Below are 23,691 nucleotides of genomic sequence, written 5' to 3'. Positions count from 1 at the left end.
GCATTAACCTTGCCCGAAGGGCTGGCCGTTAGGTCATTGTCGCGCCCCAGAGTTGGTCGCAAATACAGGGCGATCTTCACCTCGGAAATTCCCCATGCTGAGAGACGGTAAATACGCTGCCTGGTTCAGGACCCCACGAGGTCAGGGCACCGGCATCGTGGATCTGGCCGAGGGCCGGATCTCGGGCCGCGACAGCTTCTTTACTTATGGCGGTTCCTACCGGGTCGATGAGCAGTACTTCTCGGCCGTCCTGACCGTGAACCGGCATGCTGACGGCCCGCTGAGCGTGTTCGGGCCTGATGAGGTCGAGGTCAAACTTTCGGGTGTGTGCAACGGCCTGGTGGCGAGCTGTTCGGGAACGGCCAAGGAAGCGCCTGACGTGAAGTTCGAGGCGACGCTGATCTATAGCCAGGAAGATGCGCCGGCCGACGCCAAATGCGCGGTCGTGAAGCTCAACGCCGACAAGCTGCCCAAGGGCCTCGACAACCGTTCCCGGCCGCGTCATCCGTTTACGCCGCCCAAGGCGCCTGTCTCGTAGGGTGCGGGCTTTTAGCTTTGCATTGACGCTGTTGTCGCGAAAACACCGCGCGACTGTAGTGCGGCAACACTAGTTTTAGAGGTGAAATCTAGGTTGAGGCCCATAACAAAAGGCGGACAGGGACATGCCTCAGATCTGGATGACATATGACGAACTCGCGACCCTCAGCGGCTGCAGCGCTGCCGAAGCCAGGATGCAGGCGATGCATCTGTCGCTCGATCGCCGCAAGAGCCGCGACGGGAACACCCGCGTCAAGCTGAACCTCGCCTTGATGGCCCGGTTCTTCGAGACCGTTCGTGAAGCCGAATTCGACCTCGACGATGCGATCACGGCGCTGCGCGATGCCCATCGGCAGATGTCCGGGGTTCTTTCGACCAATCAGCCGAGCTTGCGGCGCGGAGTAGCGTAAGCCGGCGGCCGCCTCAGGACGGCGGCCTCGGCAGGAAAGCCAGGATGGTCTGGGCCAGAAGGACGCCGACGGTGCCGCCGGCGGCCTTTTGCAGCACGTCGATGAATCGTGGATCACGATCCGGCGTCACCGCCTGCAAGACCTCTAACCCGACTGCGACGGCGATCACGAACGCGCAAGCCAGCTTGACGCGCCCCGGTAGCAGGAAGGACAGCAGGAAGCCCAACAGACCGTAGGCGCTGAAGCGCTCAATCACGACGACCCAGTAGGCCTCCGCGTGGCCCATGAGCGCCGGCCGGCCCGCGAGCTTGGCCAGCGTCGCATAAACGATGAGCACGAGACAGATAACCGCGGCTGCGGTGAGATGATTGCGGCGCATTGCGCCAACATAGCCGGTCGACCGGCTGGCCGCTTTCGAAAGCCAAGAACATCGTTAAGGTTCACAAACCCTCGAGGGCATGAACCAAGGTTCGCGGGCGAACCGCGGAGCCGTGGCTGCGGCCCAATCCGCATGCATCCAGTTGACGTCAAACGAGGCGCGGTCCGGCGACCGTTCTGCGCCGAAAAGGGACGATGTTCAATCTTCATCGTTGGATAGTCTAACATCCGGGCGCGGAGAGATCGCGGGCGCTGAAAGCGATTGGCCCATGTCGACTGGCGGCTGCCATGCATCGATTGATGAGGCGGACGCGCCCGTCCATGACGTGTCGCGTGCGGCCGACGCTAGCTCTTCTTGGCGCCCTTGGATTTCAGCGACAGGCCGAGGCGCAAGGCCATACGCTTGATCGCATCGGGCGAGCGCCCGAGAAGTTTTGCTGCCTCTTCCAGCGAAGTCGAAGACTTGGCCAAATCCATCAGCCGGCGGTCTTCCTTGAACGACCAGGGCCTGCGCGCCATAACCGAAATCATCCTCTCGTCGACACAAAGACAAAGCCGCCAAGCGGACCCACGTTCGCTCGACGGCTTTGCTTGGGTGGGGCCGGGCCTGGGGGAGCCCGGTGCGAAGATGGATATGCGATCCGCTAAGGTTCGCAACAAACAACGCGGATTAAGCTAACTGCTCAACCTTACCGCGATGAAATCGGCGCGTTGCGCTCCGTATAACCACGGAGTTTCGCTAACCAAGATCGATCTGCACGCTGTGATGGTGGGATCGCGGATGTACTGGCACCACGTCCGGTTGTCGCAGAACCGGCGCACGGTCTTCACAAGTCCGCGCTCGAAATCCTCGCGGGAGCGCCAGCCGATATTCGAGATCCGACTCCGCGTCTCGACGCTGCGGCAAGGCTCGGAAGCTCCGCCAATTCGCGCGGACTGTTCTGATGAGCATGGAAGAAGTGCCGATCCCGGAGCCGTCGCCGAGCAGCCGTCGAAACAGCGACCGGTCCTTCGACGCGGTGGCGATGAAGATGTTCCTGATGCCTCCGAGCGTCAGGATGGTTTGCAGGCGCTGGATCATCGGCTTGCCGAAGACAGGCAGGAGCTGCTTGGATGCCATGCTGGCGATGGAGGCGAGCAGGGAACTTGTTCCCTGCGATGATGTCCCTCAATGTCCTCCAAGCTTGGGCCGGCAACCTCCCCTTGATAATGGATGGCACGGCGTTTCGCTGTCAGCACTTGTGCGCGATTAGGAATTATATGCTTCGAGATCACGACATTGTTTGCTTCGAAATCACGACGTAGATTCGAGTGATCAACTTGAATTGAATCGCCGCCGTTGGTCGCAACGGCTCGAACGAGAAAAAATCCAATCGCGATGCATGCGGCAGCGGCCCCGACGAGCAGTATTGCGCTTCTCTCGGTTGAGTCGTCACGAGATCGTCGAATTCGTTCGGCTATGGTGCGCGCGCACGAACAAATCAAAATCAACAAAATCAAGAAGACCGAGATGCTTCAAAAGGCGCGAGCGGCACTTCCTCTCACGAAGCTCAGAGAGCGGGCGTTTGAAGGCGCCTTTTTCAGCGTTGCGCTGATCGCGATGGCGGGCTGGGTGTATTTCATCACGCTGTTGCTGGTGCGATTGTTCCTCTGGTTCTTCGGTTGACGCACGAGCCCGATCACTTCGCATGCAGGGTGCTGCCCAAAAAATCCCTGGCATGACGAGAAAATCAGCGGCGGTGATCATGATCTCGACACAACTCGAAGATGAGACTGCCAGTATCACTGGAATGACTTGCGAATGATGCTGCTCGCGATCCTGGTCTCGCTCCTCGCTGGCTTTGGCGCAGGCTATGCGACGCGCGCGCTGCGGCCTCGCGAGCGCGCGGAGCGTCATCCGTTCCACCGTCCCTACAGTCCCACCGCGTTCCGGCAGAACAGTTCATTGGCGAGGGCGCGGCGTGCATTCTGATGAATTACAACCGGCGTGCGGTTCTCGCGTTGCGGCTCGCATGGCGGCGGAGGGGAGTGAATCATTCCGGGATTTCGGGGAGACGCCATGACGAGCCCGACGTACAACGCGCCACGGCGGTATTTCGTCGATGGGGGAGGTCGCCGCGTCCTGATCGGCCTGACGCCCGAGGAGACGTTCGAGTTCGAGCGGCTCGACAGCGAGCAGGCGCCCGGCCAGGCGCAGGTCGCGCCCGATGGCCGCAATGCGTGGCCCGATGCCGGCGAGCAGCGCAGGCTCGAGCTCTATGAGAAGCACGAGGGTGCCTGGAGGGCCTGGATGGCGCAAAGCCGCACCGAGCGGCGCGAAGGATTCAACCTTTATTAACCATCGCGGGCCCATTTTCTGGTCTGGCGCCTCGAACCGGAAAATGCACGCATGTTTCAGCTCTTCCTGCGGGCCCGCACCCATAACTTCCTGAAAGACCGTTTCGGCGGAGAGCAGGTGTTCCGCGCGCGCTCGCCCGAGCGCGACGCCGAAACCGATCGCACCCGCATCGAAGCCATCATGATTGCGATCGATGACGCCCTGCATGCGGCGGAGCGCGAGCAGTCGGGTCTCAACCGCCGGGTCGAAGACGTGCTGGCGCGCGCCGCCGTGACGATCGGCAACGGCGACGACGAATATCTCGAGCGCGAGGCGCTCGACAATCACCACCAGGACCTGTTCGACAAGGAAATCCTGAACGGCCAGCGCCGACTCAAGGAGCTCGGCGCCTCGATCGCCCATTTCAAGTTCCTGAAGGCGGCGATGCTGAGCCGTTTCCCGGACTACCGGCCTCCGGCGAGCCCCACCAACTGACGCTTGATACGGCGCGCGAGCGAGGCCGCTAGATCGCGAGCATGCTGTTGCCCTGAATGGACAGCAGCGTCAGGTTGCCGGTGGCATAGGCCCCGGTATCGATGTTGGCCCGGTTCTCGAGCAGCTCGGCCTGCTTCACCGGCGTATGGCCGTGTACGACGTATTTGCCGAAGCGCCTGTTGCTTTGCAGGAACTCGTCCCTGATCCACAACAGGTCTTGTTCGCGCTGCTCGGAGAGCGGAATTCCCGGACGCACCCCTGCATGGACGAAGAAGAAGTCGCCGCACGTGAAGGTCGGCCGCAACTGGCGCAGGAACGCGATGTGCTCCGGCGGCATCACCGATGTGAGCTTGCGCACCAGATTGGGCAACTCGTCCTTGCCAAGACCGGGCGCGGCCGACACGCCGTACGACATCAGGGTCTGGAGCCCGCCGAACTGAAACCATTCGGCGGCGCGAGCGGGATCTTCCAGCACCGATGTGAAATAAGCCTCGTGATTGCCCTTGAGAAAGACGGTGTTGCGGCGGCGGCTGCGGTCGATCAGGAGATCGAGGGTATGACGCGAGTCCGGTCCGCGATCGATGTAGTCACCGAGGAAGACCTCGATCGCGCGATACGGCCGGCTGTTCGCCATGTCCGCATCGATCACGGCGAACATCTGCTCGAGCAGATGCGCACAGCCGTGGATATCGCTGATCGCATAGATGCGCACGCCGTTCGGTAGCTTCGGCCGGGGCGAATTTCGGGGCGCAATCATGGACATGGGGTGCAACTCTTTCAAAGAGCTTCGCCCGAGATGTCAATATGCTATCGGCGAATTTGGATGTTCGAGTAGGTCTTTTTACCCCTGCCGGCAAGCGCGCACCTGGCTGATCATTCACCAGCTCTGCGAATCACCCGTCCCCAAGCTTGCGCGGGGCTAGCCGAAGCTGCGGCTGTCGAACGATGGATGGTGCGGCCTTGCCGCGATAGGCGGCCGTTCGCGCGCGGACCAGAACCGCGCCGCAGAAATAGCCAAGCTGGAGCACCGACGCGAAGACGAGGATCGTCACAACGATGTGAGCTGAATCATGTCCCTGCCAGACGGAGGCCACACCGAGAATCGTGGCACCGAGAACGATGGCGGGCGGCAGAATGAAGATCCGGAATCGGCCTCCCAGCAACGATCCGATCAGCAGACTGAAAATGGCAACCGTACTCACGACGCAACTCCTCGAATTGGTCACGAGTGTTAATGGCGGCGGCCTAATAACGGCTTAAGCGGCATGGTTGAACAGCCGTTCAAATGCGCGCGATAATGCTGTGCGAAAATGACGCGATTTGGTGTGAAACGCGGCGTGATGCCCGCTTAATTGTCACGTGTGTGACAGTAGTTTGAGCATTGTTTTGCTGCGACGCTGCATTGCATGAAAATCGATTTGATTTTTTCGGTGCACTGCCGCAATGTCGCTTTGTTTAGTTAAGATATACTCCGGCGCACGTCGAAAAAATTAGATCGATTTGCTCGCAATTCCGATTGCGAGTGGTGACGAGGCAGCGAGGTTCGGATGGCTGTAGCAACTTACGGTTCGGAAAATTATTATTCGGTTATCTCGAACCGACGCGGTGCCCTCCAAAGACCCCTGCAAGTGGCTTTGATCGCCGGAGACTTCGTCGCCGTTCTGCTCAGCTATTTCGCGGCAAGCGGCCTGTATCGCGTGCTCGTGATCGAGCAGGACTCGTCCGTCGGAGCAGGTCTGGTGGTCGGCGCGGTGTTCGTGACGATCGCTTATTTCCAGGGCGTCTACGATCACCATCGTCTGATGAACACGTTCTGGCAGCTGCGCAAGGCCCTGGCGGTCTGGCTGATCTCGCTGACCATTCTCGCCGTCGAGGCGTTCCTGCTCAAATCGTCCGCGGACCTGTCGCGCGGAACCACGCTGCTGTTCGCGGCCACCGGCGGCGTCGCCTTGGGCGGCCTGCGCGTGCTGTGGAGTCTGGCGCTGACCTCGAGCTACGCCAAGGGCCGCCTGGTGGATCGCAAGGTCGTGCTGCTCAGCCTCAAGCCTCTCGATTTCACCTCGACCCGGTTCAAGGATCTGCGCAAGCACGGCTTCAACGTCGTGCGGCATTTCGTGCTCGATCCGTCTGAAGAGGGCGCGGGCTGGGATCGCGAGATTCGCGACATCACCCGTCAGGCGCGCACGGCGGATGTGGAAGAATATCTCCTGGTCATCGACTGGGACGAGATGCCGCTTCTCCAGAAGCTGAGCCAGCACCTGCGCGTTGTTCCCCAGCCGATCCGTCTTCTGCCGGATTTCCCGATCGCCGATCTGGTCTCGCGTCCGTTCCAGCCCGTCAGCGGAACGGTCGCGATCGAGATCCAACGTGCGCCACTCAACGTCTTCGAGCGGGCCCAAAAGCGTTGCCTCGATATCGGTCTTGCCTCCCTCGCCTTGTTGCTGCTTGCTCCATTGCTAGCGACTGCCGCGATCATGATTAAGCTCGATTCAATCGGAAAGGTGATCTTCAAGCAGTCCCGGCGCGGTTTCAACGGCAAGCCGTTCGAGATCTGGAAATTCCGGTCTATGACGGTGGCGGAGAACGGTCATGTCGTCACGCAGGCGACGAAGAGTGACATGCGGGTCACCCGCGTCGGCCGGGTGCTGCGGCGGACCAGCATCGATGAGCTGCCGCAGCTCTGGAACGTTCTACGCGGTGAGATGTCGCTGGTCGGGCCGCGCCCGCATGCGCTCGCGCACGACAATTACTACGACCCGATCATCAGCAACTACGTGTACCGGCATCACATGAAGCCGGGCCTGACCGGTTGGGCCCAGGTCAACGGCTTCCGCGGCGAGACGCCGACCATCGATCTGATGGAAAAGCGGGTCGAGTACGACATCTGGTACGTCAGCAATTGGAGCATCTGGCTCGACATCAGGATCATCCTGAAAACCGCGCTGGCGCTGATCCATCAGGATGCCTACTGAGCCCTGAAGCCTCCTGCGGATCGTCGGTCCCGGAATCAGACGGGCCCGAGAGTTCACGGTGCAGTCCGCGTTGGTTGTCGGCCCTTGCTATTCGTAACCGTCGTCACACCGGGAGTCGGTGTGCAAGGGGAGAATGGCGAAAGCAGCTATCGCGCAAACGACGATCGCGAATGGAACAATTAGGACCGCATAGACTGCCGACTGCAACGCCCGACCGATCCAGGATCGATTATCGCCCTCTTCAGAATTTTCCCGGGCAGGCTGGGCCATCGGCCCGACCGCCAACCGGTGCGACTCCTCGGTGCCGGTCGCGGCCGTCAACATCGGCAACGAACTTCCGTCCAAATCAATCTGCGACATGACCAATGCTCCCTGGATCGTGTTCTTGTTCGTTGTCCCGCAATTCGCCTGCAAGGCTTTGGACTTGAACAATTCGCCGGGAAGGCCCTCTATCGAGGCCGGTTATGTCTCCCGGATAGGAAGTGAATGCACGCGGTTGAAGGCTTGGTACGCAACCTTCAACTTCAAGAACTCTGCCTGCATGAAGCTAACGGATCGTGAGCAGATGCAGAGCAGCTTGATGCAAATTTGTGCTGCGAAAGCGCCTGGTGTAAATCCCCCCGATTCCGGATTTTGTCATAAAAATGCAATTTTAGTTAACGGCTATTCACAAGCCTTGACGAGGTCAGCGGCCCGTTTCAGCGGGAGATGGCCGAACGCGGTGACCTCGCGGTGGCTGTGACGCTCACTGGCAGTGGATAGTCTTCGCGAGGCGATCGGCAATGGCGGTGTTGGCGGCCGTGCTGAGATGAACCTTGTCCTCGGTCCAGATGGGGACGACGTTCCTCAGGACCTCTTCGGTATCGATGAAGGTGAGACCGAGATCCGTCGCGGTCTTGCGAACCACCGCCCTGAACGGCGCGATCAAGCGCTCCTGGTGTTCGTTTCCGATTGGGGGCGGTGAAAGCAGGACCACTTGGCTCCCCTCAGCCTGTCGTCTGTGTATGAGCAGATTGAGGACCGAGCGGAATGTGTCGATGGATACGATGCCGGTCGGTGCTCTGCCATTGTTTAAGGCATCGTTCGAGCCGTACATCAGGATGGCCAGATTGGCGTGAGAGAGGGTTTGCCAACGCACGAGCCCGTCGACCGAACGGTCCCCCGGATATCCATGGTTCGCGACAGCGGCGCATCCCCTGAGCCGTTGGGCAAGCGTTTCCGGGAAAGGCTCCGTGCTGCGGGTCTGCGGCGCGCCGTTGATCTGGGTCGGTACTCCGGCCGGAGAGACGTCCATGCCATAAGTGAGGCTGTCGCCCTCGGCAACGATCGTCGATCCGCGTGCGATAACGACGGCGGACTCGCTACGAGCTGAGTTCGAAAGCACGAGGACGGTCGCAAGGGCGATCGCGGCATATCCAGCGGACGTCATGCCTAGCTCCGGTCAGAGGAGACGTTTCAGACGTAAGAACGGCTTCTCGATGACCGTCCAGGAGAAAGCTGAGCACAAGATCGTCAACACCAGCGAAGCCGCCATGACGAACAAGGTGATCGCGGCGTCCTGTTTGAATATCCCGAGTGTGATGAGGATGAAGACCAGCGTCTGCGCGATGGGGTACCCATAGAGATAGATCCCATACGAATAGTCGTTCTTGAAGAAGCGATCGAACCAGGGGGTTCGGAAGGTGCCAATGCACACGACACAGTAGATGAGGAAGAGGCACGAGATCGCGTCCGGAATCCGAAGCGTCATGCCGACCATGTAGAGCAGGAGGCTCGCCACGAACATTAGAGGGTTGTATACGATCTTGTCCGCGTACTGCGCAAACACGACGCCAACGAAGAACAAGTAGACGATGAACCAGTTGGTGAAGTGCGTATTGTCCGCTCTGGTCGTAAATCCCTCGGGTGACGCCAGCGACATCACGCTAAACGCGACGGTCAGAAGAACGATGCCGGTGAGAACGACCCGTCTCCGCGCGAGAATGCCACCCGCCATCAAGACCGCGATGATCAGGTAGCAGTAAAATTCCGGCCGCAGTGTCCAGAGGTTTGCGTTCACCATTCCCTTGATCGGATTATCCTGGAAGACACCGGGCAGCCAGAACGTGATCCAGCCGACGACGTTGCCGAAGTAGCGGTAAAGTCCAAGGCTTGCGAAATAGTCGCTCAGCGGCAAGCTGGTCACGAGCGGACCCAATACGAGCGCCGAAAGCGAAACCTCGAACAGCAGCGCCGGTATGATCCTGAGCGCGCGGAAGCCGAGAAACTTGCGCACGATACCGGTGCGCCCCGCGCTGCCAGCCACCAGGAAGCCGCTCAGCGCGAAGAAGCCGCCGACAAGCGCAAACAAGAGCGGTCGAAAGATCTCGCTCGACATCGCCGTATGAAGGAACGCCGAAAACTGCGGCACCGTCGACGTCGCGCCCGAAATCGCGGTGTCCGCGACCGGCAATACGCGTTCGCCGCGCACCAGGACGCGGGCGTGGTTCAGCAATATGACGGTCGAGAGGAAGTGCCTGAGAAACAAGAAGCCCGGATAAATTCCGCCGTTCGCTCTTCTGACCTCTTCAAGTGTGGCTCCCGCAGGTGACGTCGCATAGTCTGCAACTGCTTCGCTCATGTGACGTACGTACTCCCCACCATTCGATTCTGGTGCCTCGTAGGCTCAATATTTTGCCAGATTGTGACGTCGGTCCGGAACATGCTCATCATGCTTCCAAACCAGCAACACTGCGATGCCCAGATCGGAGGCTGGCGTCGAGCACCCGGCGCAACCGTACTTCGATCAGTTCATATGTCATGGCCGACATCGCGAAGCTGACGATCAGCCCGACCGCCGCAAAGGACAGCCAGATCGGCCAGAGCGGATAACCATGGGCGGCGAGCTTGGCTCCCGCCATTTGCAGCGGAAAGAGCGCAAAGGGATGCGCTAGATAGAGGCTGTAGCTGATCTTGCCGATGTATTGGATGACTGGCCGCTCGAGCGGAGCGACGATTCCCGAGGTTGGCGCGCGGACCATCGCGAACAGCAGATATCCGGGAATGAGCCCGAGGAAGGGATTGATGTATTCGAGGCAGACATACATCAGGAACAGACAGACCATCCCGGCCGCAGCACCGCGCAAGCCCGGTAGTTCCAGGCGGACATCGAAATACCGGATCGCGACACCGACCAGAAAATAGGCTGCGATGGGAAAAGCTGCGATGGCGATGAGGCCTGCGGCGACGAGAAGTCCGGCTGCCACCCACACTCGTCTGATCGTGACAAAATAGAAGGTCGCCGCGAACCAGAAATAGAACAGCCATTCATAGGTCAGCGTCCAGGCGTTCTGCTGAGCGGCCGGCAGGCGGAGAATGTCCGGCAGAAAAAAGAGATTGGCGAGGAAAAGACCGAGATAACTCAGAGGATCGATCCCCTTGAAGAACTTGTAGCCGACGATCGGTCCGACGATGAATATGACGAGGTGGAAGACGACGAACACCGGCAGAATACGCATGCAGCGTTCGTAGAAGAATTTCGAAATCTGCCGGTGGCGCACCAGGCTCGCCGGAATCAGATAGCCGCTGATGATGAAGAATAGCTCGACGCCGCGACCGCCGGTCAGGATGGTGAAGTCGAACCAGGAGGGAACCGTCGGCAGAAAGCCTGCATTCATCGGCATATCGTAGAGATGCACGAGCAGCACGCTCAGCGCGGCGATACCGCGCAAGCCCTGAATGGAGGGTTCGAATTTCTTGTCGTGGCTGGCTTCCACTGGATTGAGGCTTTCTGTCACTTAGGTGCCTGCCACAACAGGCAATGCAAGATGCTCGCCAACTAGCGGGCGCGTATGGGAACCGACAGCGCTCCGGCCGGCGTGGGAACCATGACCCGCGTAACCCGCCGTGACGGTCGGCGGAAGACCTCGCTGAACGCAAGCCCGATGATCAGAAGGCCGCTGGCGGGGCCGTAACTCAGAATCGTGATGGTGTAGATGTTCATCACGAACGCCAGCGTCAATTTGTAAATGTCCCCGGTACGAGCCACCGCGAGCACGACGAAGATCATGAAGACGATAAAGATCGGACCTATCATCAAATACGTACCGATGTAGAAATTGTCGACAGGTACCCAATAGGAGATCTTGTCTGAAAACAATTGCTGCGGATAGTTGAAGCAGCCCAATCCGCATCCGGTGATGAACCCGCTGGGCATCAGCTTGGCCATATAGACGAACGGCAATTGCCAGCTGTTATCGATTCGATCCTGCAAGCTGAACAGGCTGCGCGACAGACTAGTGAGATTTGTTCCCGCGAGCACGATCATCAGGACGATTGGAATGAAGATGCATGAGAACGATAGTAATGACATCGTCCGGAGCACGCTGAACCGGTAGCGCTCCTGGAACATGCGAACGAGCATCATCGCCAGGAAGTATAGGACCAGAGTGCCGGCGGCCGTCTTGCTGGTTGCGAGATTGTTGATTGCGTAGAACGCGATCGGCATCCAGACCAAGCACCAGATCAGGCCACGCCGGGGTGACGTCATGACGTAGCCCATCAGCACGAAATAGCCCGCCATTGTGCTGTCGGCGGCGAAACCTTGCAGGCGAGTCTGGCCTTCGGCCCACCAAAGCTTGCCGGCAATGCGCGACGCTCCGAACGTCTCGTATTCGAAGCCGACCCAGGGAAACTGGACGCGGGACGACCAGAACAGGCCGATGATCGAGATATAGAAAAGGGCGTGTATGAGCCCCAAAAGGAATCTGTAGTCCTTAACCTCCCTGCCGCAGAAGCAGAAACCGACGAAGAGCGGGGCGATCATTTTCAGCGCGGAGAGGCCTCCGCGGTGGTCGTTCAGAAAGACGTAACCGACATAGAGCGAGAACACGAGGTAGAGCAGCGTGAATATCGCGAGCGAGTTCGCCTGCTTGATCGCATAGCGATATGCAAACGTTGCCATGCAGGCAAAGGCTATGAGGTCCGGGATGAACCACAGGGCGCCAAGGTGCGTGATGGTCGCGTAGTAGCGGAACGCTCCGGCAAACGCGTCGCGGGTAAAGTACAGACACAGCGCGATCGCCTCGATCGGGAAGGACACGGCCTCCTGCCCGCGGATCGTCTCCATGCGGGCTTCGCTTAGGCTTGGCGCCGCTTCAAGCGTCATCGTCGGTTGTCGATCTCTCATATTCGTGCGTATTCATTCGTAAGATAGCATCCACCTGCTGGCTGTACCAACAGCGTCGTACTTTCCAAGTCGGCCCTTTTTTTGAGCAATCGATGGCAACGAGTTTGCGGGACTACGTCAATCTCGGAAAAATATCCAACGCGCTGGCCTCGACGGTTTTCGTGCTCGCGCCACTGCCGCTCGGCTCGGTCGATCTGGCCTGGGTGTGCATCTGGACGGTTCTGCTTGCCGTGAGCCTGGCGACAGCTTCGGTAGACCGCAGTTGCAAGGCTGATTTATGGTTTATAACGCCGATTTTTGCTGCAATTGCTACGATTGTCCTGATCATCTGGATTCAGGTGTCGCCGAATGCCGTCTCCAACTTGCAGGATCCGGCGTGGAGCAACGCGCGCGAACTCGCAGGCATCAACGTGCCGGGTCGCATTTCGCCGACCCAGTCGGTGCCCTGGTTGAGCTTCGGATATTATCTTCTGTTCACGCTCGGATTGAGCCGCGCCTACCTGCTTGCAATAGATGGCTGGCGGGCAAATAAATTACTCAAACTGGTGGCCTATGCTGGCGTTTGTTACGCTCTATATGGGATTTTTTCGCAATTGTTGCTGCCTGACACTCTGCTATGGCGGCAGAAGGAGTTTTATCTGCAATACGCCACAGGAACCTTCGTGAACCGCAACACGGCGGCTACCTTCTGGGGCAGTTGCGGCCTGATCCTCCTGATCATGCTGGTGCGCTCGATCCTGCACCGATCAGACGACCCCGGTCCGACCCGCATCAGGTTTTTCGACCGGCCCGCGACGCTGGCGTCAGGTTGCGGCATCTGTCTCGTGGCGGTGGGGATGACCGGGTCGAGGGCGGGTATCCTGATTACGATCTTCAGCATGGTTTGCGCGGTCGTGCTCTACCTGGCACCGCTTAATCGCAGTGAACGGTCGTTCATGAGCTCGGTGCGAAACAGTGTCGCGGTCGGCGTCATTGCGCTGGCCCTCGTGGGCAGCATGGCAATGGGGCGCATCTCCGAGATTGGCCTGGTCGATAGCCAACGCTACGAGGTCTATAAGACCGTCCTCGACATGATCCGGGGGCACGCTCTTCTCGGCTTTGGAGTCGGCAATTTCGAGGTTGCCTTTCCGCCGTTCCGGCCGGAATCTCTTGGAAGCCAGGGCATTTGGGACCGTGCCCATAGCACGCCGCTGGAGCTCGTGCTGGACCTTGGGCTGCCAACAGCTATTGGGATTGTCGCAGTCGCCATCTTCTATTTTGCGAGCCTGGTCATTGGCGCACTTCGCCGAAAACGAGACCGTCATATCCCGGTCATGGGGGCTGGGGTCTTCGCTTTGGGCTCCCTGCACTCGTTCGTGGATTTTTCGCTCCAAATTCCCGGATTTGGTCTGTTATTTGCCTGTGTTCTCGGCTGCGGGCTGGCTCAATCGATATCCACCTCAGCGCGAAGTCTCGCGCACCTAAGTGGAGATTGAAATTCACCATTTCTTAGGTAAATCTACCGTCAGAGCCGAACTCGATATAATGTATTTGTAGAAAATTGTTGGTGATTGAACATGCGCTTAGGTTATTTCGTTTTGGCTGCTGCGTTTCTGGGATTGCCGGACGCAAGTCTTGCTGCCACCGCCTATGGTGGCGCCTGTGCTTCGCCGTCTCCGCAAATCACCGCGGAGAAAGCCACCAACTTTCTGGATGCGCCAGCCGCCCTCCTGGCAAACTATGCAGATGGAGGCGGTGCGCTTTCATCGGCGATCCGTGATCTCGTTTCGACCCGGCCCGAGACTCTTGAAGGCATCCAATCGCTGTCCGAGGCCGCCACACCCGACCAAAATAGCGCCATCGGCGCCGGTCTCGGAACGGCGGCTGCAATCTGTGTGGTGTCCCAGCCGGCCACCGCCATGGATATCCAAGCTGCTGCCCTCAAGAGTGGGAGCAATGAACTCCTAACCTCGTTCACGAGTATTACCGGTGACATCCCCACCAATGTCACGCCCGGCTCGGACCCGACCGGTGAATCGACTGCGGGGGGCGGGAAGGGTGGTGGCACGCAAACCCAGCAGGCGGGAGGAGTGACTGGAACCAGTGACACACAGTCATTCTCGGCGGCCCGGACAACAATTAACAACGTCTTCTCGGCGGTGGCGGCTGCGCCGGCAGTCGTGGTCTCGCCGGTGAGCCCGACAAACTGAAAAGACGAGCTTCGATCAAATTTTAGCGAAATCCGGAACTGAAGCGTGAAAGGTGCTTGCTAGTCTACAGCGAATGTCCGGCAATCGCTGAGGTTAGCTATGAAAACTCTGGTCGCTCTTTCATTTTTCGTCCTGGGCTCAGCGAGCGCATTTGCCGCGCCTGTCGAGCAGGAGAATCGCTCTTCCGCCACCATCATTGGCGAGGCCCGCAACGTCCTGGCGCCGATCCAATTCGTCAAGTTCTGCATGAACTATCCGTCGGAATGCGAGGCTCGTACCAGTGAGGAGCCTACGCTGTCGCGAGACGATGCGTTTGCCGCCCTTGAGGAGGTCAACACGCGCGTCAACAGGTCGATCGCCCCCACGGTGAAGTCGAATGCGCCGTTAGCGGCGCGCTGGACGATCGGGCCGGCCGCCGGCGATTGCAACGATTATGCGGTGACCAAGCGCCATGAGCTCCTGGCGAAGGGCTGGCGGTCTTCCGACCTGCGCCTCGCCGTTGTTTTTGCGCCGGAGGGCGGTCATTTGATTCTGGTCGCGCGCGTGAAGGACGGCGACTATGTGCTCGACAATCTGTCGGAAGTGGTGCGGCCTTGGAACGAAACCAGCTATGCTTGGGTTTCGATCGAATCGACGGTGAACCCGAAATTTTGGGTGGCGGTCGACGGTAAGGGCCAGACGGGCAGTGCACAGAAATCCGCCTCTCTCGACTGATCGATGGGATGAATTAACTCAACAATGGGGCGGTCTAGACCGCCCCATTGTTAGTTTTTGCACCGCACAAAGATTTGCCATAGTGTTGCAGTCTACGGTCCGTTCTGCAGCTTGAGGCGAGCCAGGATGTCGGTACAAACAATGCCCGAACCGAGGCGCGTCGCAGTCAGCTGCAAGTGGGCACTGCTCGCGGCCGTTGTCCAGCTGTCGTGGTTGAGCCCGGCTCTCGCGGCAAGTGGCTGTGTTCCGCTCCTTGAACGAACCCCACCACTTGAGCTGGAGCTGTTCTCCAAAGACACGAGCCGAGTGCTGGCTTACGCCCAAAGCGACGACACCAAGCTGGAAGACAAAGTCACCTCCTATCTGGCGACGGATCCTGAGCTGGTGTCGGTCATGAAAAACCTCCTTATCAAGGCTCCTCCGGCCCGACACTTCGTAATCGGTAAGGCGATGGGCCGTGCAGCGCTCCACTGTGGAGCCGTCGAGCCGGCCTATGCCAGAAAGATATCTGCTTTTGTGGGCACGCTACGTGATTCTGACGTGTTGGCAGGATATACGTCCATCGACACGTCCAATGAAACGCAGCCCGGGACAATCGGGATAGCCGGATCAAAAAAATCCGGGGGGACCGCCCTTTTCGAAGGCGAGTTTGGTACTGAACTTGCTAATCCGTTCGCCGAAGTACCGTTGCCTCAATGACCTGTTGGATCTCGACTGATGTATCAGCCTAGGACTGCGTTTGAGCCGAGCTCCAGTTTTCGAACGCCTCTAAACGAGGCGTTTTTGACGTTTGAGCGGCTGCTCGACATCGTTCGTCGCCAGTGGCCGTTGATCACCTACACGGTCATTGGCGCCGTAGTCGTGGTGATCCTCTACCTGCTGGCCGCTTCGCCCATGTACACGGCGACGGCCAGCATCCTGATGGACACGCGTCAGGCTCAGATCTTGAACAAGACCAGCGAGGTTGCCAACACCACGTTGATCGATCCTGGCTTCGTCGACAGTCAGGTTGAGATCATTACTTCCGAGAATCTGATCCGGGGCGTCGTCAACAAGCTCAGTCTGACCAAGGATCCGGAGTTCGTGGGACCGCCGACCGGCGTCGTTGCGATCGCGATGGGGGCCGTGTTGCGCCTCTTCTCGTCCAATGGCCCGCCGTCGAAGGAACAATTGGAGCAGACCGCCGTCCTCGAATTGAAGAAGAACCTGAAGGTCGAGCGCGTCAGCACTACCTACGTCCTCAACCTGTCGTTCCGCTCTTTGGTCCCTGAAAAGGCGGCCCAGATCTCAAATGCGATCTCCGACGAGTACGTGGTTGGATCGCTCGAAGCCAAGTACCAGTCGACCAAGCGTGCGAGTGAGTGGCTTCAAAACAGAAGCGCCGAGCTTCAGGCTCAAGCGATCGCTTCCGATCGCGCGGTTCAGACCTTCAAGGCCGAGAATGGTATCGTCGGCACCAGCCGCGGATTGGTGAATGAGCAACAGCTTGCCGATGTCAACACTCAACTGATCCAGGCACGTGCGTCGACCGCCGAAGCGAAGGCCCGGCTGGATCGCATCAAGCAGGTGACTACGCAGGATTTGGCTCAGCCAACGGTGACCGATGCGCTGAACAATCCGGTGATCACCCGTTTGCGTGCCCAGTATCTCGATCTTTCGGCGCAGTATGCCGACTGGTCGACGAAATACGGCAAAGAACACCAGGCGACCGTTAATCTGGCCAGCAAGATGCAGGACCTAAAGAATTCGATTCGCGACGAGGTCAACCGCATCGCCGATGCCTATCGAAGTGACTACGAGATCGCGAAGAGCAGGGAAGTCTCGCTGGAGAATGGCCTGAAAGGACTGATGAACGAGTCGGGCAGCACCGCGCAGGCTCAGGTGAAACTGCGCAATCTCGAGAGTGCCGCCGATACCTACCGAACTCTTTACAACAACTTTCTCCAGAAGCTTCAGGAAGCTAACCAGAACGAAAGCTTTCCGATCTCGGAGTCACGCGTGATTGCGACTGCAGTCACACCGGACAAAAAGAGTTCGCCGAAGACTGGCTTGGTCCTGATCGGAGGGGTCATCGCCGGGCTGTGCTTCGGCCTCGGCGGGGCATGCGCGCGGGAATTGCTGAGCCAGGTAATCCGGACACCAAGCGAAATCGAAAACGAAATCGGGATGCGCTGCGTTGGGACGCTTCCCGACGTGGCAGATGGTAAGGATCAGCTCTGGTCGGCAGCTCGAGCGAGCGTATACGCGGTTGACCATCCTTTCTCCCGCTTCGCAGAGTCTCTTCGCAGCGCAAAGACAGCGATCGATGCGGCGCGCCTGACCAAGGAGATGAACGTTGTTGGCATCGTCTCCTCATTGCCCAAGGAAGGCAAGACCACGGTCGCAGCAAACCTGGCGCATCTGGTCGCTATGGCCGGACACAAGACGCTGTTGATCGACGGCGATCTGCACACGCAGTCATTAACACGCAAGCTTGCTCCCGAGGCGACCTACGGCTTTCTGGAGGCAATGTCGGATCCGGATCACGCCGAGCGGTATGTGAGCGTCAGCAAGAAGACAAACCTGTCCCTGCTGCCTGCCGTGGTGCGTTCGCGATTGACGAACGCGTCTGACATCATGGCGTCCCAACAAATGGCAGACCTGCTTGCCGCGCTTCGACAAAAATATGCCTATGTCTTTATCGACCTGCCGCCAATACTCCCGGTTACCGACGCCAAGGCGGTCGGGCATCTTGTTGATTCTCTCGTCTACGTGGTGGAGTGGGGCAAAACGCGCAGGTCGGCAGTGCAGGAAGCCGTCGCCGAAGTCGAGGGCTTCAGCAGCAAGATCGTGGGCGTCTTGTTGAACCGCGCCAATCCGAAGGTGCTGAAGCGGATCGAATCGTACAAGGGCCGTCACTACTCTGACTACTATGTCGAGGCAACCTGACGCGGCGGGCCGATCGCCGCGATTGCCAGGGCGCATCCTCGTCGCATTCAGGCTTGTTCTGGCTGCGGTCGGCATCTGGTGGGTTGCTCAGGTCGGGAGTACCATTTTCGAACCGAACTTGCGGCAAGTCGCCGAGCGGCTCGGCCGCGGAGAGACTTACGATACCGAGGGTCTGCGGAGCATGGCCTCTCCCGTTCGTGCCGGCGAGGCGCGCTTGTGCGACGTCAAGGGGAGACGGAACGCCTTGCTGATCCAGCTTCGCGTGGCTTCCTCGTCGATCGAGAAGGCCGATCTTTCGCATTTGGATCAGGATGTCGGTGACGTTGCCGGCCTCAGCAAGGAATTGCTGGTTTGCTCGCCGTCCGATGGCTTTGCATGGCTTGGGTTGTACTGGGCTGAAATTCATTCGGGCGGTGCGGGGCCGAAGGCATGGTCCTATCTGGCGCAGTCCTATCGGTTCGCGCCGCACGAGGCCTGGATCCAGCTCATCCGCGCCACGCTCGTGCTGCGTTCGGGACCAGCGATCCCTGATGCGCTACGACCGTCGGCTGTCGCCGATTTCGATGACATCTTTCGCGCGCGGCTCTATCCGAGCGCGGCGGTCATCTACAAATCGTCCTCGGCCCGGATGCGGACCGTGCTTCTCGACCAGACATGCGGGTACCCGTCCGAGCCGCGTGCGGTGTTTCTTCACTATGTGAAGGAGCAGGGCTTGAGCATCGAGCACCGATGCTATCCAGCCCGGACGAATTCCAGCGCTCAGCCGAACGAGCTGAGCAGGGCGAGAGCAGATTTTCGCCAGGAATAGATCGACAGCCGAGCCTGCTGCGCGGCCCGTTCGGCCTCGCGCATCGGACCGCCGGCGATTTGCTCGTTGAGACGTGCGGCCAACCCGCGCGGATCGGTTGGATCGAAATAGCGCACGGCCTCGGCACATGTTTCGCGAACCGGCGGGATGTCGGCCGCAATGACAGGACATCCGAACAGCATGGCCTCGAGCGGCGGAACGCCAAAGCCCTCGTACAGGCTCGGGAAGACGAAGGCGGTCGCATGCTGATAGAGCGCTGCCAGGCCTTCGTCGGGGAGCCGCCCGGCAAAAATGACGTTCGCGACCGGGGCGGTCGGCGTCTCCCCGCGGCTGAAGACGCGATCGTTTTCGCCCCCGACGACGATCAGCGGATAGTCGGTGCGCCCAAGCAGCCGCATTGCCTCGATCGCGACCTGGACGTTCTTGTTCTTCTTCAGCGATCCGACGGCGAGGAAGTAGCGGCCGGCCTCGAGCTGGAATCGTTTTAGGACGGCGGTGTCGGGATGTACACGCGCCAAATGTTCGGCGCTGTTCGGGCACACGCCGATGGTCCGCTCCGGCAGGCCCAGCGAATCGGCCAGCTCTCCGCGCGAGAACTCCGAGACAGTGAAGATACGGCTGCGGAGCGCCAGCAGCCGGCCGAGTTGCCGATGCGCGAAGGCGTATTTCCAGCCGAAGAACTCGGGATGCTTGAACACCTGCGCATCGTGAAGCACCACGCGCTGGTCCCGATGGAGCAGGGGGCCTGAATTGGCGAGGCTGATCAGTGGGCCGCTGCGCGCCGCCCGTGCGAGATCGATCTGGTCCCAAACGTGTCCGGACCGCGTTCCGACCTGAGCCACCTCGATGTTGCGCAATGCAAGGTTTGAGCTCGAATTCGGCGGTACCAGCAGCGTCCAATGCGCGCTCGAAATGGACTTAGGAAGCGCGGCCGTTCCCGCCAGCTCGTCGATCGACCTGACCATCTCGGCCGCGTAACGCTGGACGCCGCTGAGCGATTGCGACAGAAATCGCCCGTTGATGAAAATCCGCAAAACAGCCAAGCCTGCTCTAAAGCTTCGCCCTGAAAGGAGCGAGCGTCTCGTGGAACGAGACCGGGGAAACGGTCGCAACCTCGCCTGGAGGCCAGCAAGCTGCCGTTCATCGGTCACGCGAAAGGGCGTGCGACAGGATTATCGCACGCCCTCGCGCTTGCCGACAAGCGGACGTTTGGTCGTCCGCTATGCGAAGATGAAATTGTTATGGGTGAGCTGGCTCGCCGTGACATGCGCCAGCGTGATCGAATCCGATCCGTTGATGTGGACGACCGTGTCTTGTCCGCTCTGTTCGAACTGCAGGTGGCTGTAGTCCGCGACGAGCGACTTCGAGATCTGCACCACGTCGTAGCCCGCGACCGAGCCGGCATGGAAATTGGTAATCGTGTCGTTGCCATGGTCGAACACCATGGTCGTCGAAGCCGTGGAGAACACAAATTGGTCGTTTCCGTTGCCGCCCTCCAGGGTCTGGCCGGCCTTGAAGGCCGTGACCTGATGCGTGCCGTCCGCCGCCGTCACGTCCGTCTGCAGGACGCCGCCCGACGAATTGTACGACACATGCTGGGTAGTACCTTGAGAACCGAAGTCAAAGACGTCTCGGGCTCCATTGGTTCCCACCAGAACTTGCGACGTCACGTTTCCTTGCGCGTCGTAGTGGAGCGAGTTGGTGCTACCGTCGGCGGCAAAGGTCTCCTTGAAATCGAGGGTTCCGTCAGTGTGGGTCCGGACGATCGAGGTGAGCTTGCCGCTAGCGTCGACATGCTGGACCTGGTTGGCATAGGTCTGCCCGGTGATGCCATACGAGTAGATGTCATGGCTTTGGTCCGCGTTCGCCACGACCTGCTTGGTCAGAACGCCGGCGCTGAAGGTCGAGATGGCAGAGGACCCGTCGGAGTGGGTGACCGTCTCGCTGGTCACGTGGCCTGAAGCGTCGTACTGGTCCGTCGTCGTCGTGCCGTCCGCAGTTTTGGTGACCTTCATCAGATCGGTACCGTCGGCGCGGAGGCGCTCGAAGGACGTCATCAGGCCGGCCGTATTGTAAACCGAGTGTTCGGTCGCGTAGGCCTGCCCCTTGATGTTGAACGTATAGTATTCATGCGATCCGTCGGAATGGACGATGCTCTCCGACGTCTTCACGCCGCTGGCGTTATAATAGACGCCCGTTCGCGTGCCGTCGGCCGCCGTGACCTGGGTGTAGTCAAGCGTGGCGTCAGCGTGACGCTGAACGATCTCCGTTACCTGGCCGTTCGCGTCGTAGTGCTTGTGTTGAGTGGTGTAGCTCTGACCGGTCACATTGTAGAGGTAGATGTCTTTGGTTGCATCGGTATTGGCGACCGCCATCTGTGCCTTGACGCCGCTGGTATAGGTCGTCGAGTGCGATGAACCGTTGGCATAGGTGACGACCTCGCTCGTCAGCACGCCCTTGGCGTCGTACTGGTCGGTAGTGGTCACGCCGTTCACGGTCGTGACCTTGAGCGCGTAGCTGCCGTCGGCATGGAAGCGTTCGAACAGGGCGAGCTTGCCCGCGGCGTCGTAGCTGCTGTGCTCAGTGGTGTAGGACTGGCCCGTGATGTTGTAGGAGAAGTATTCCTTTGCCCCATTGGGATGCGTGATGCTCTGCGCGGTCTTCACGCCGGCCGCATTATATTGCGTCGAGGAAACGGTGCCGTCCGCAGTGGTCGATTCCGTATAGTCGATGCTGCCGTTGGCATGGTAGCGCCAGACTGCGGTCACCTTGCCTGAGGCGTCGAGGTGCTGTTGCTGCGATGTATAGGTCTGGCCCACGATCCCGTAGGCATAGTTGTCGTGGGACTGATCAGCGTTAGTGACGAAGACGTAGGACTTTGCCCCGGCGGAAGTATAGAGCGTCGTGCTCGACGATCCGTCGAGATGGGTGATGGTCTCGGACGTGAGCTTGCCTGCAGCAGTATACTGGTCGATCGTCGTGGTTCCGTCGGCCGCGATCTTCGTTACCCCGGTCAGCTTTCCGTTCGGATCGACATGGTCGATCTCGGTCACCTTGCCGCTGCTAGCGTAAAGATAGGTGTCCTTGGAATGATCGACATTGGTGACGACCGTCGTCGTCTTGACGCCGTTGGCGAAGTTCGTCGCGGCGGTGGACCCGTCCGCATTGGTGACGAGCTGATAGGCGATCACGCCGTTTGCGTAGGCGGATTCGTCCGTCGACGTCTGCTTGCCGGTCGAATCGTAGTTCGTCGTCAGTTTCCAGCTGCCGCCGTTGATCGTGACGGCAAAGGAGTAGCCGCCCTTGATCGTCGACAGCACCTTACCGTAGTTGGCGATCATGTACTTCATCGTCGCTTCGGAGGCGACCGTCAGAACGTGAGTGTCCGTCAGCGTGATGCTGGTGACCGTTCCGGCTGCGTTCAGATCCGACAGCTGCGCCACAAGGTCGGCGGCGGTGTCAGTCACCGTGGTCACCGTGGCTGGAGGAGCAGTAGCGGCGGGCGGGTCGATCTCGATGATAAGCGGATGATCGCTGATCGGAACGTTGAAGTCCTGGACGTTGTGGTAGGTGGCGATCGGAACGGTTCCAGTCAGCGGGTCGTAGATGACGACAGTCTGATGAACCGCGCCGAGATGCACGGCGACCGACTTGGTGGGGTTTGACACTTCCTTGTCAGTCGTATCGTTCCACAGCGTCGGCTCGGCCCAGACGACGAGGTCGTAGGCCCCGTTGCTCTTTCCGAGGACCATGCTGTTGCCCGTCGTGGGCATGTTGCTGAGGCTGTAGTTCAGCGAGGCGGTCGGCGTGTGCCCGCCGGTGCCGTCGTCCGCGAGGATGGTTGTCAGATTATGGAGCGCCTTTGCCGCAAGTTTCGGCGTGCCATCTGAATTGAACAGACCGAAATGCGCCTCCGGATCCGTGTTCGAGGAACTGGAGTCACGGTCGAGCAGCTCGTACAGATACGTCTTCTTGACGCCATCGCTGTACGAGTCGACCAGCAAGTTCAGAATGGATTTCGCCTGCACCGTCTGGTCGACGCCGAGTCCGCTCGCGCTGGCCAACGTGGTGTAGCCTGTTTCGGTAATGACCGACGGCTTTCCGACCGCGCTCGTCGAGGCGGTGTCCAGCGAGACGTCGAGGCCGTACTGGTTCGGCGTGCTGGTCGCGACATAGGCGTGCGCGTTGGAATAGTCAGCGTATTTGGCGAGGTTTCCGAGCGAGGCGTAACCGCTCGCGTCGTTATAGGCCAACGTCATATTGTAGACCGCGACGCTGCCGAGATGGGCATCACTCTTGATCGCGGTATAGAAGTCTGCCTGGAACTGGGCTGCAGCCGAGAGCGACGAGCTGCCGTGATAGCTGAAGGACTGGATGTTGGCTTCGTTGAGCCCTTCCACGGCGACGATGCTGCCGGGGTGTGCCGCAAGGAACGCGTCGATCGATGCGACATATTGCATCAGGCCGCTGCTGCCTGTCACCGGAAGATCGGACGACGTCACGAAGTCGAACTTTATGCCAGCGGCCGCGAGTGCATTCACAACGGGCACTGCGCTCGGATCGGTCGCAAATGAATCTCTGACGGTTGTGACGCCAAGATATTTGAGATCGTCGATCACGAGGCTGGCGTTATTATAGGCACCCCACGAATAGGCCGCGTGCGTGTTGATGCCGATCGAGCCGACGAACGAAGCAGCAGAGAGAATCGTTTGATTGGCATTCGCCATAGTCCAGGTCCCCATTTCAATTTCGGAGACATGCTGACAGGCGACAGCG

At 59.5% G+C, this 23,691-nt stretch carries 25 protein-coding genes; 13 read left to right on the top strand and 12 right to left on the bottom strand.

Annotated features, from left to right (window positions below; all coding sequences use genetic code 11):
* Positions 1-94 precede the first annotated feature (94 nt).
* Both OWC48_RS39340 and OWC48_RS39335 read left to right on the top strand, forming a co-directional pair.
* The gene (locus OWC48_RS39340; RefSeq protein ID WP_282524820.1) at positions 95-538 is read left to right on the top strand and encodes a hypothetical protein; all 444 of its coding nucleotides are present in this window, start codon (positions 95-97) and stop codon (positions 536-538) included.
* A 124-nt stretch (positions 539-662) separates the two neighbouring features.
* Complete coding sequence (locus OWC48_RS39335) at positions 663-947, top strand: hypothetical protein (protein ID WP_282524819.1); 285 nt, start codon at positions 663-665, stop codon at positions 945-947.
* 13 nt (positions 948-960) lie between these two features.
* Here OWC48_RS39335 and OWC48_RS39330 read toward each other — a convergent pair whose 3' ends face one another.
* The 3 genes from OWC48_RS39330 to OWC48_RS39320 all read right to left on the bottom strand — a co-directional run bounded on the left by OWC48_RS39330 (position 961) and on the right by OWC48_RS39320 (position 2,466).
* Positions 961-1,326: a VanZ family protein gene (locus OWC48_RS39330; protein ID WP_282524818.1), complete on the bottom strand. Its 366-nt coding sequence runs from the start codon at positions 1,324-1,326 to the stop codon at positions 961-963.
* Between the two features lie 344 nt (positions 1,327-1,670).
* Positions 1,671-1,844, bottom strand: a complete 174-nt coding sequence (locus OWC48_RS39325; RefSeq protein ID WP_282524817.1) for a hypothetical protein — start codon at positions 1,842-1,844, stop codon at positions 1,671-1,673.
* Between the two features lie 220 nt (positions 1,845-2,064).
* Complete coding sequence (locus OWC48_RS39320) at positions 2,065-2,466, bottom strand: sugar phosphate nucleotidyltransferase (RefSeq protein ID WP_368860682.1); 402 nt, start codon at positions 2,464-2,466, stop codon at positions 2,065-2,067.
* A gap of 198 nt (positions 2,467-2,664) precedes the next feature.
* Here OWC48_RS39320 and OWC48_RS39315 point away from each other — a divergent pair, with 198 nt between their 5' ends.
* From OWC48_RS39315 to OWC48_RS39300, 4 genes are all read left to right on the top strand, one after another.
* Positions 2,665-2,991 (top strand): hypothetical protein, encoded by a 327-nt coding sequence (locus OWC48_RS39315; protein WP_282524815.1) that lies wholly within the window; start codon positions 2,665-2,667, stop codon positions 2,989-2,991.
* Between the two features lie 135 nt (positions 2,992-3,126).
* Entirely contained in the window at positions 3,127-3,297 is a 171-nt protein-coding gene (locus OWC48_RS39310) for a hypothetical protein (protein ID WP_162136531.1), read from the top strand.
* Positions 3,298-3,384: 87 nt separating this feature from the next.
* Complete coding sequence (locus OWC48_RS39305) at positions 3,385-3,663, top strand: hypothetical protein (protein WP_282524814.1); 279 nt, start codon at positions 3,385-3,387, stop codon at positions 3,661-3,663.
* 51 nt (positions 3,664-3,714) lie between these two features.
* Complete coding sequence (locus tag OWC48_RS39300; protein WP_028159056.1) at positions 3,715-4,137, top strand: hypothetical protein; 423 nt, start codon at positions 3,715-3,717, stop codon at positions 4,135-4,137.
* 28 nt (positions 4,138-4,165) lie between these two features.
* Here the strand turns inward: OWC48_RS39300 and OWC48_RS39295 are convergent, their stop codons facing one another.
* On the bottom strand, positions 4,166-4,900 hold the full coding sequence (locus OWC48_RS39295; protein ID WP_282524813.1) for a metallophosphoesterase family protein: 735 nt from the start codon (positions 4,898-4,900) through the stop codon (positions 4,166-4,168).
* 130 nt (positions 4,901-5,030) lie between these two features.
* Positions 5,031-5,339 (bottom strand): hypothetical protein, encoded by a 309-nt coding sequence (locus tag OWC48_RS39290; protein WP_282524812.1) that lies wholly within the window; start codon positions 5,337-5,339, stop codon positions 5,031-5,033.
* A 345-nt stretch (positions 5,340-5,684) separates the two neighbouring features.
* On the opposite strand from OWC48_RS39290, the gene OWC48_RS39285 reads away from it, so the two are divergent.
* A complete protein-coding gene (locus OWC48_RS39285; protein WP_306664676.1) occupies positions 5,685-7,109 on the top strand; it encodes an undecaprenyl-phosphate glucose phosphotransferase in 1,425 nt (474 codons plus the stop codon).
* Between the two features lie 87 nt (positions 7,110-7,196).
* Here the strand turns inward: OWC48_RS39285 and OWC48_RS39280 are convergent, their stop codons facing one another.
* The 5 genes from OWC48_RS39280 to OWC48_RS39260 all read right to left on the bottom strand — a co-directional run bounded on the left by OWC48_RS39280 (position 7,197) and on the right by OWC48_RS39260 (position 12,216).
* Positions 7,197-7,469, bottom strand: coding sequence for a hypothetical protein (locus OWC48_RS39280; protein WP_282524810.1), 273 nt, complete (start codon positions 7,467-7,469; stop codon positions 7,197-7,199).
* Positions 7,470-7,854: 385 nt separating this feature from the next.
* Entirely contained in the window at positions 7,855-8,538 is a 684-nt protein-coding gene (locus OWC48_RS39275; protein WP_282524809.1) for a GDSL-type esterase/lipase family protein, read from the bottom strand.
* Between the two features lie 12 nt (positions 8,539-8,550).
* Complete coding sequence (locus OWC48_RS39270) at positions 8,551-9,729, bottom strand: acyltransferase (RefSeq protein ID WP_282524808.1); 1,179 nt, start codon at positions 9,727-9,729, stop codon at positions 8,551-8,553.
* Between the two features lie 88 nt (positions 9,730-9,817).
* Entirely contained in the window at positions 9,818-10,885 is a 1,068-nt protein-coding gene (locus OWC48_RS39265; RefSeq protein WP_282524807.1) for an acyltransferase, read from the bottom strand.
* Positions 10,886-10,926: 41 nt separating this feature from the next.
* Complete coding sequence (locus tag OWC48_RS39260; protein ID WP_282524806.1) at positions 10,927-12,216, bottom strand: hypothetical protein; 1,290 nt, start codon at positions 12,214-12,216, stop codon at positions 10,927-10,929.
* A gap of 152 nt (positions 12,217-12,368) precedes the next feature.
* Between OWC48_RS39260 and OWC48_RS39255 the strand changes: the two genes are divergently transcribed.
* From OWC48_RS39255 to OWC48_RS39230, 6 genes are all read left to right on the top strand, one after another.
* Positions 12,369-13,751, top strand: a complete 1,383-nt coding sequence (locus OWC48_RS39255) for an O-antigen ligase (protein WP_282524805.1) — start codon at positions 12,369-12,371, stop codon at positions 13,749-13,751.
* Between the two features lie 81 nt (positions 13,752-13,832).
* Entirely contained in the window at positions 13,833-14,465 is a 633-nt protein-coding gene (locus tag OWC48_RS39250) for a hypothetical protein (RefSeq protein ID WP_282524804.1), read from the top strand.
* Positions 14,466-14,564: 99 nt separating this feature from the next.
* Positions 14,565-15,179 (top strand): transglutaminase-like cysteine peptidase, encoded by a 615-nt coding sequence (locus tag OWC48_RS39245; RefSeq protein ID WP_282524803.1) that lies wholly within the window; start codon positions 14,565-14,567, stop codon positions 15,177-15,179.
* 126 nt (positions 15,180-15,305) lie between these two features.
* Positions 15,306-15,878 carry a hypothetical protein gene (locus OWC48_RS39240; protein ID WP_282524802.1) on the top strand — a complete coding sequence of 191 codons (573 nt, stop codon included), beginning with the start codon at positions 15,306-15,308 and terminating at the stop codon, positions 15,876-15,878.
* Positions 15,879-15,962: 84 nt separating this feature from the next.
* A complete protein-coding gene (locus OWC48_RS39235) occupies positions 15,963-18,107 on the top strand; it encodes a GNVR domain-containing protein (RefSeq protein WP_282524801.1) in 2,145 nt (714 codons plus the stop codon).
* Positions 18,108-18,225: 118 nt separating this feature from the next.
* Positions 18,226-18,915 (top strand): hypothetical protein, encoded by a 690-nt coding sequence (locus OWC48_RS39230; protein WP_282524800.1) that lies wholly within the window; start codon positions 18,226-18,228, stop codon positions 18,913-18,915.
* On the opposite strand, the gene OWC48_RS39225 is transcribed toward OWC48_RS39230, so the two are convergent.
* Together OWC48_RS39225 and OWC48_RS39220 are read right to left on the bottom strand one after the other, a co-directional pair.
* Entirely contained in the window at positions 18,867-19,958 is a 1,092-nt protein-coding gene (locus tag OWC48_RS39225; protein ID WP_306664675.1) for a glycosyltransferase family 1 protein, read from the bottom strand. The two genes, OWC48_RS39230 and OWC48_RS39225, sit on opposite strands and share 49 nt — an antisense overlap.
* A 177-nt stretch (positions 19,959-20,135) precedes the next feature.
* Entirely contained in the window at positions 20,136-23,657 is a 3,522-nt protein-coding gene (locus tag OWC48_RS39220; RefSeq protein WP_282524799.1) for an RHS repeat protein, read from the bottom strand.
* Positions 23,658-23,691 lie beyond the last annotated feature (34 nt).

The organism is Bradyrhizobium sp. Arg816 (assembly GCF_029989365.1).
Lineage (GTDB): Bacteria > Pseudomonadota > Alphaproteobacteria > Rhizobiales > Xanthobacteraceae > Bradyrhizobium.
Note: the sequence above shows the minus strand (reverse complement) of the source record. Positions and strands in the feature narration are given on the sequence as shown.

What these genes read in the sequence shown, in the direction of transcription:
- OWC48_RS39340 (WP_282524820.1), top strand. Translation starts at nt 95, where the DNA reads ATGCTGAGAGACGGTAAATACGCTGCCTGGTTCAGGACCCCACGAGGT.
- OWC48_RS39335 (WP_282524819.1), top strand. Translation starts at nt 663, where the DNA reads ATGCCTCAGATCTGGATGACATATGACGAACTCGCGACCCTCAGCGGC.
- OWC48_RS39330 (WP_282524818.1), bottom strand. Translation starts at nt 1,326, where the DNA reads ATGCGCCGCAATCATCTCACCGCAGCCGCGGTTATCTGTCTCGTGCTC.
- OWC48_RS39325 (WP_282524817.1), bottom strand. Translation starts at nt 1,844, where the DNA reads ATGGCGCGCAGGCCCTGGTCGTTCAAGGAAGACCGCCGGCTGATGGAT.
- OWC48_RS39310 (WP_162136531.1), top strand. Translation starts at nt 3,127, where the DNA reads ATGATGCTGCTCGCGATCCTGGTCTCGCTCCTCGCTGGCTTTGGCGCA.
- OWC48_RS39305 (WP_282524814.1), top strand. Translation starts at nt 3,385, where the DNA reads ATGACGAGCCCGACGTACAACGCGCCACGGCGGTATTTCGTCGATGGG.
- OWC48_RS39300 (WP_028159056.1), top strand. Translation starts at nt 3,715, where the DNA reads ATGTTTCAGCTCTTCCTGCGGGCCCGCACCCATAACTTCCTGAAAGAC.
- OWC48_RS39295 (WP_282524813.1), bottom strand. Translation starts at nt 4,900, where the DNA reads ATGTCCATGATTGCGCCCCGAAATTCGCCCCGGCCGAAGCTACCGAAC.
- OWC48_RS39285 (WP_306664676.1), top strand. Translation starts at nt 5,685, where the DNA reads ATGGCTGTAGCAACTTACGGTTCGGAAAATTATTATTCGGTTATCTCG.
- OWC48_RS39280 (WP_282524810.1), bottom strand. Translation starts at nt 7,469, where the DNA reads ATGTCGCAGATTGATTTGGACGGAAGTTCGTTGCCGATGTTGACGGCC.
- OWC48_RS39275 (WP_282524809.1), bottom strand. Translation starts at nt 8,538, where the DNA reads ATGACGTCCGCTGGATATGCCGCGATCGCCCTTGCGACCGTCCTCGTG.
- OWC48_RS39270 (WP_282524808.1), bottom strand. Translation starts at nt 9,729, where the DNA reads ATGAGCGAAGCAGTTGCAGACTATGCGACGTCACCTGCGGGAGCCACA.
- OWC48_RS39260 (WP_282524806.1), bottom strand. Translation starts at nt 12,216, where the DNA reads ATGGAGACGATCCGCGGGCAGGAGGCCGTGTCCTTCCCGATCGAGGCG.
- OWC48_RS39255 (WP_282524805.1), top strand. Translation starts at nt 12,369, where the DNA reads ATGGCAACGAGTTTGCGGGACTACGTCAATCTCGGAAAAATATCCAAC.
- OWC48_RS39250 (WP_282524804.1), top strand. Translation starts at nt 13,833, where the DNA reads ATGCGCTTAGGTTATTTCGTTTTGGCTGCTGCGTTTCTGGGATTGCCG.
- OWC48_RS39245 (WP_282524803.1), top strand. Translation starts at nt 14,565, where the DNA reads ATGAAAACTCTGGTCGCTCTTTCATTTTTCGTCCTGGGCTCAGCGAGC.
- OWC48_RS39240 (WP_282524802.1), top strand. Translation starts at nt 15,306, where the DNA reads ATGTCGGTACAAACAATGCCCGAACCGAGGCGCGTCGCAGTCAGCTGC.
- OWC48_RS39220 (WP_282524799.1), bottom strand. Translation starts at nt 23,657, where the DNA reads ATGGGGACCTGGACTATGGCGAATGCCAATCAAACGATTCTCTCTGCT.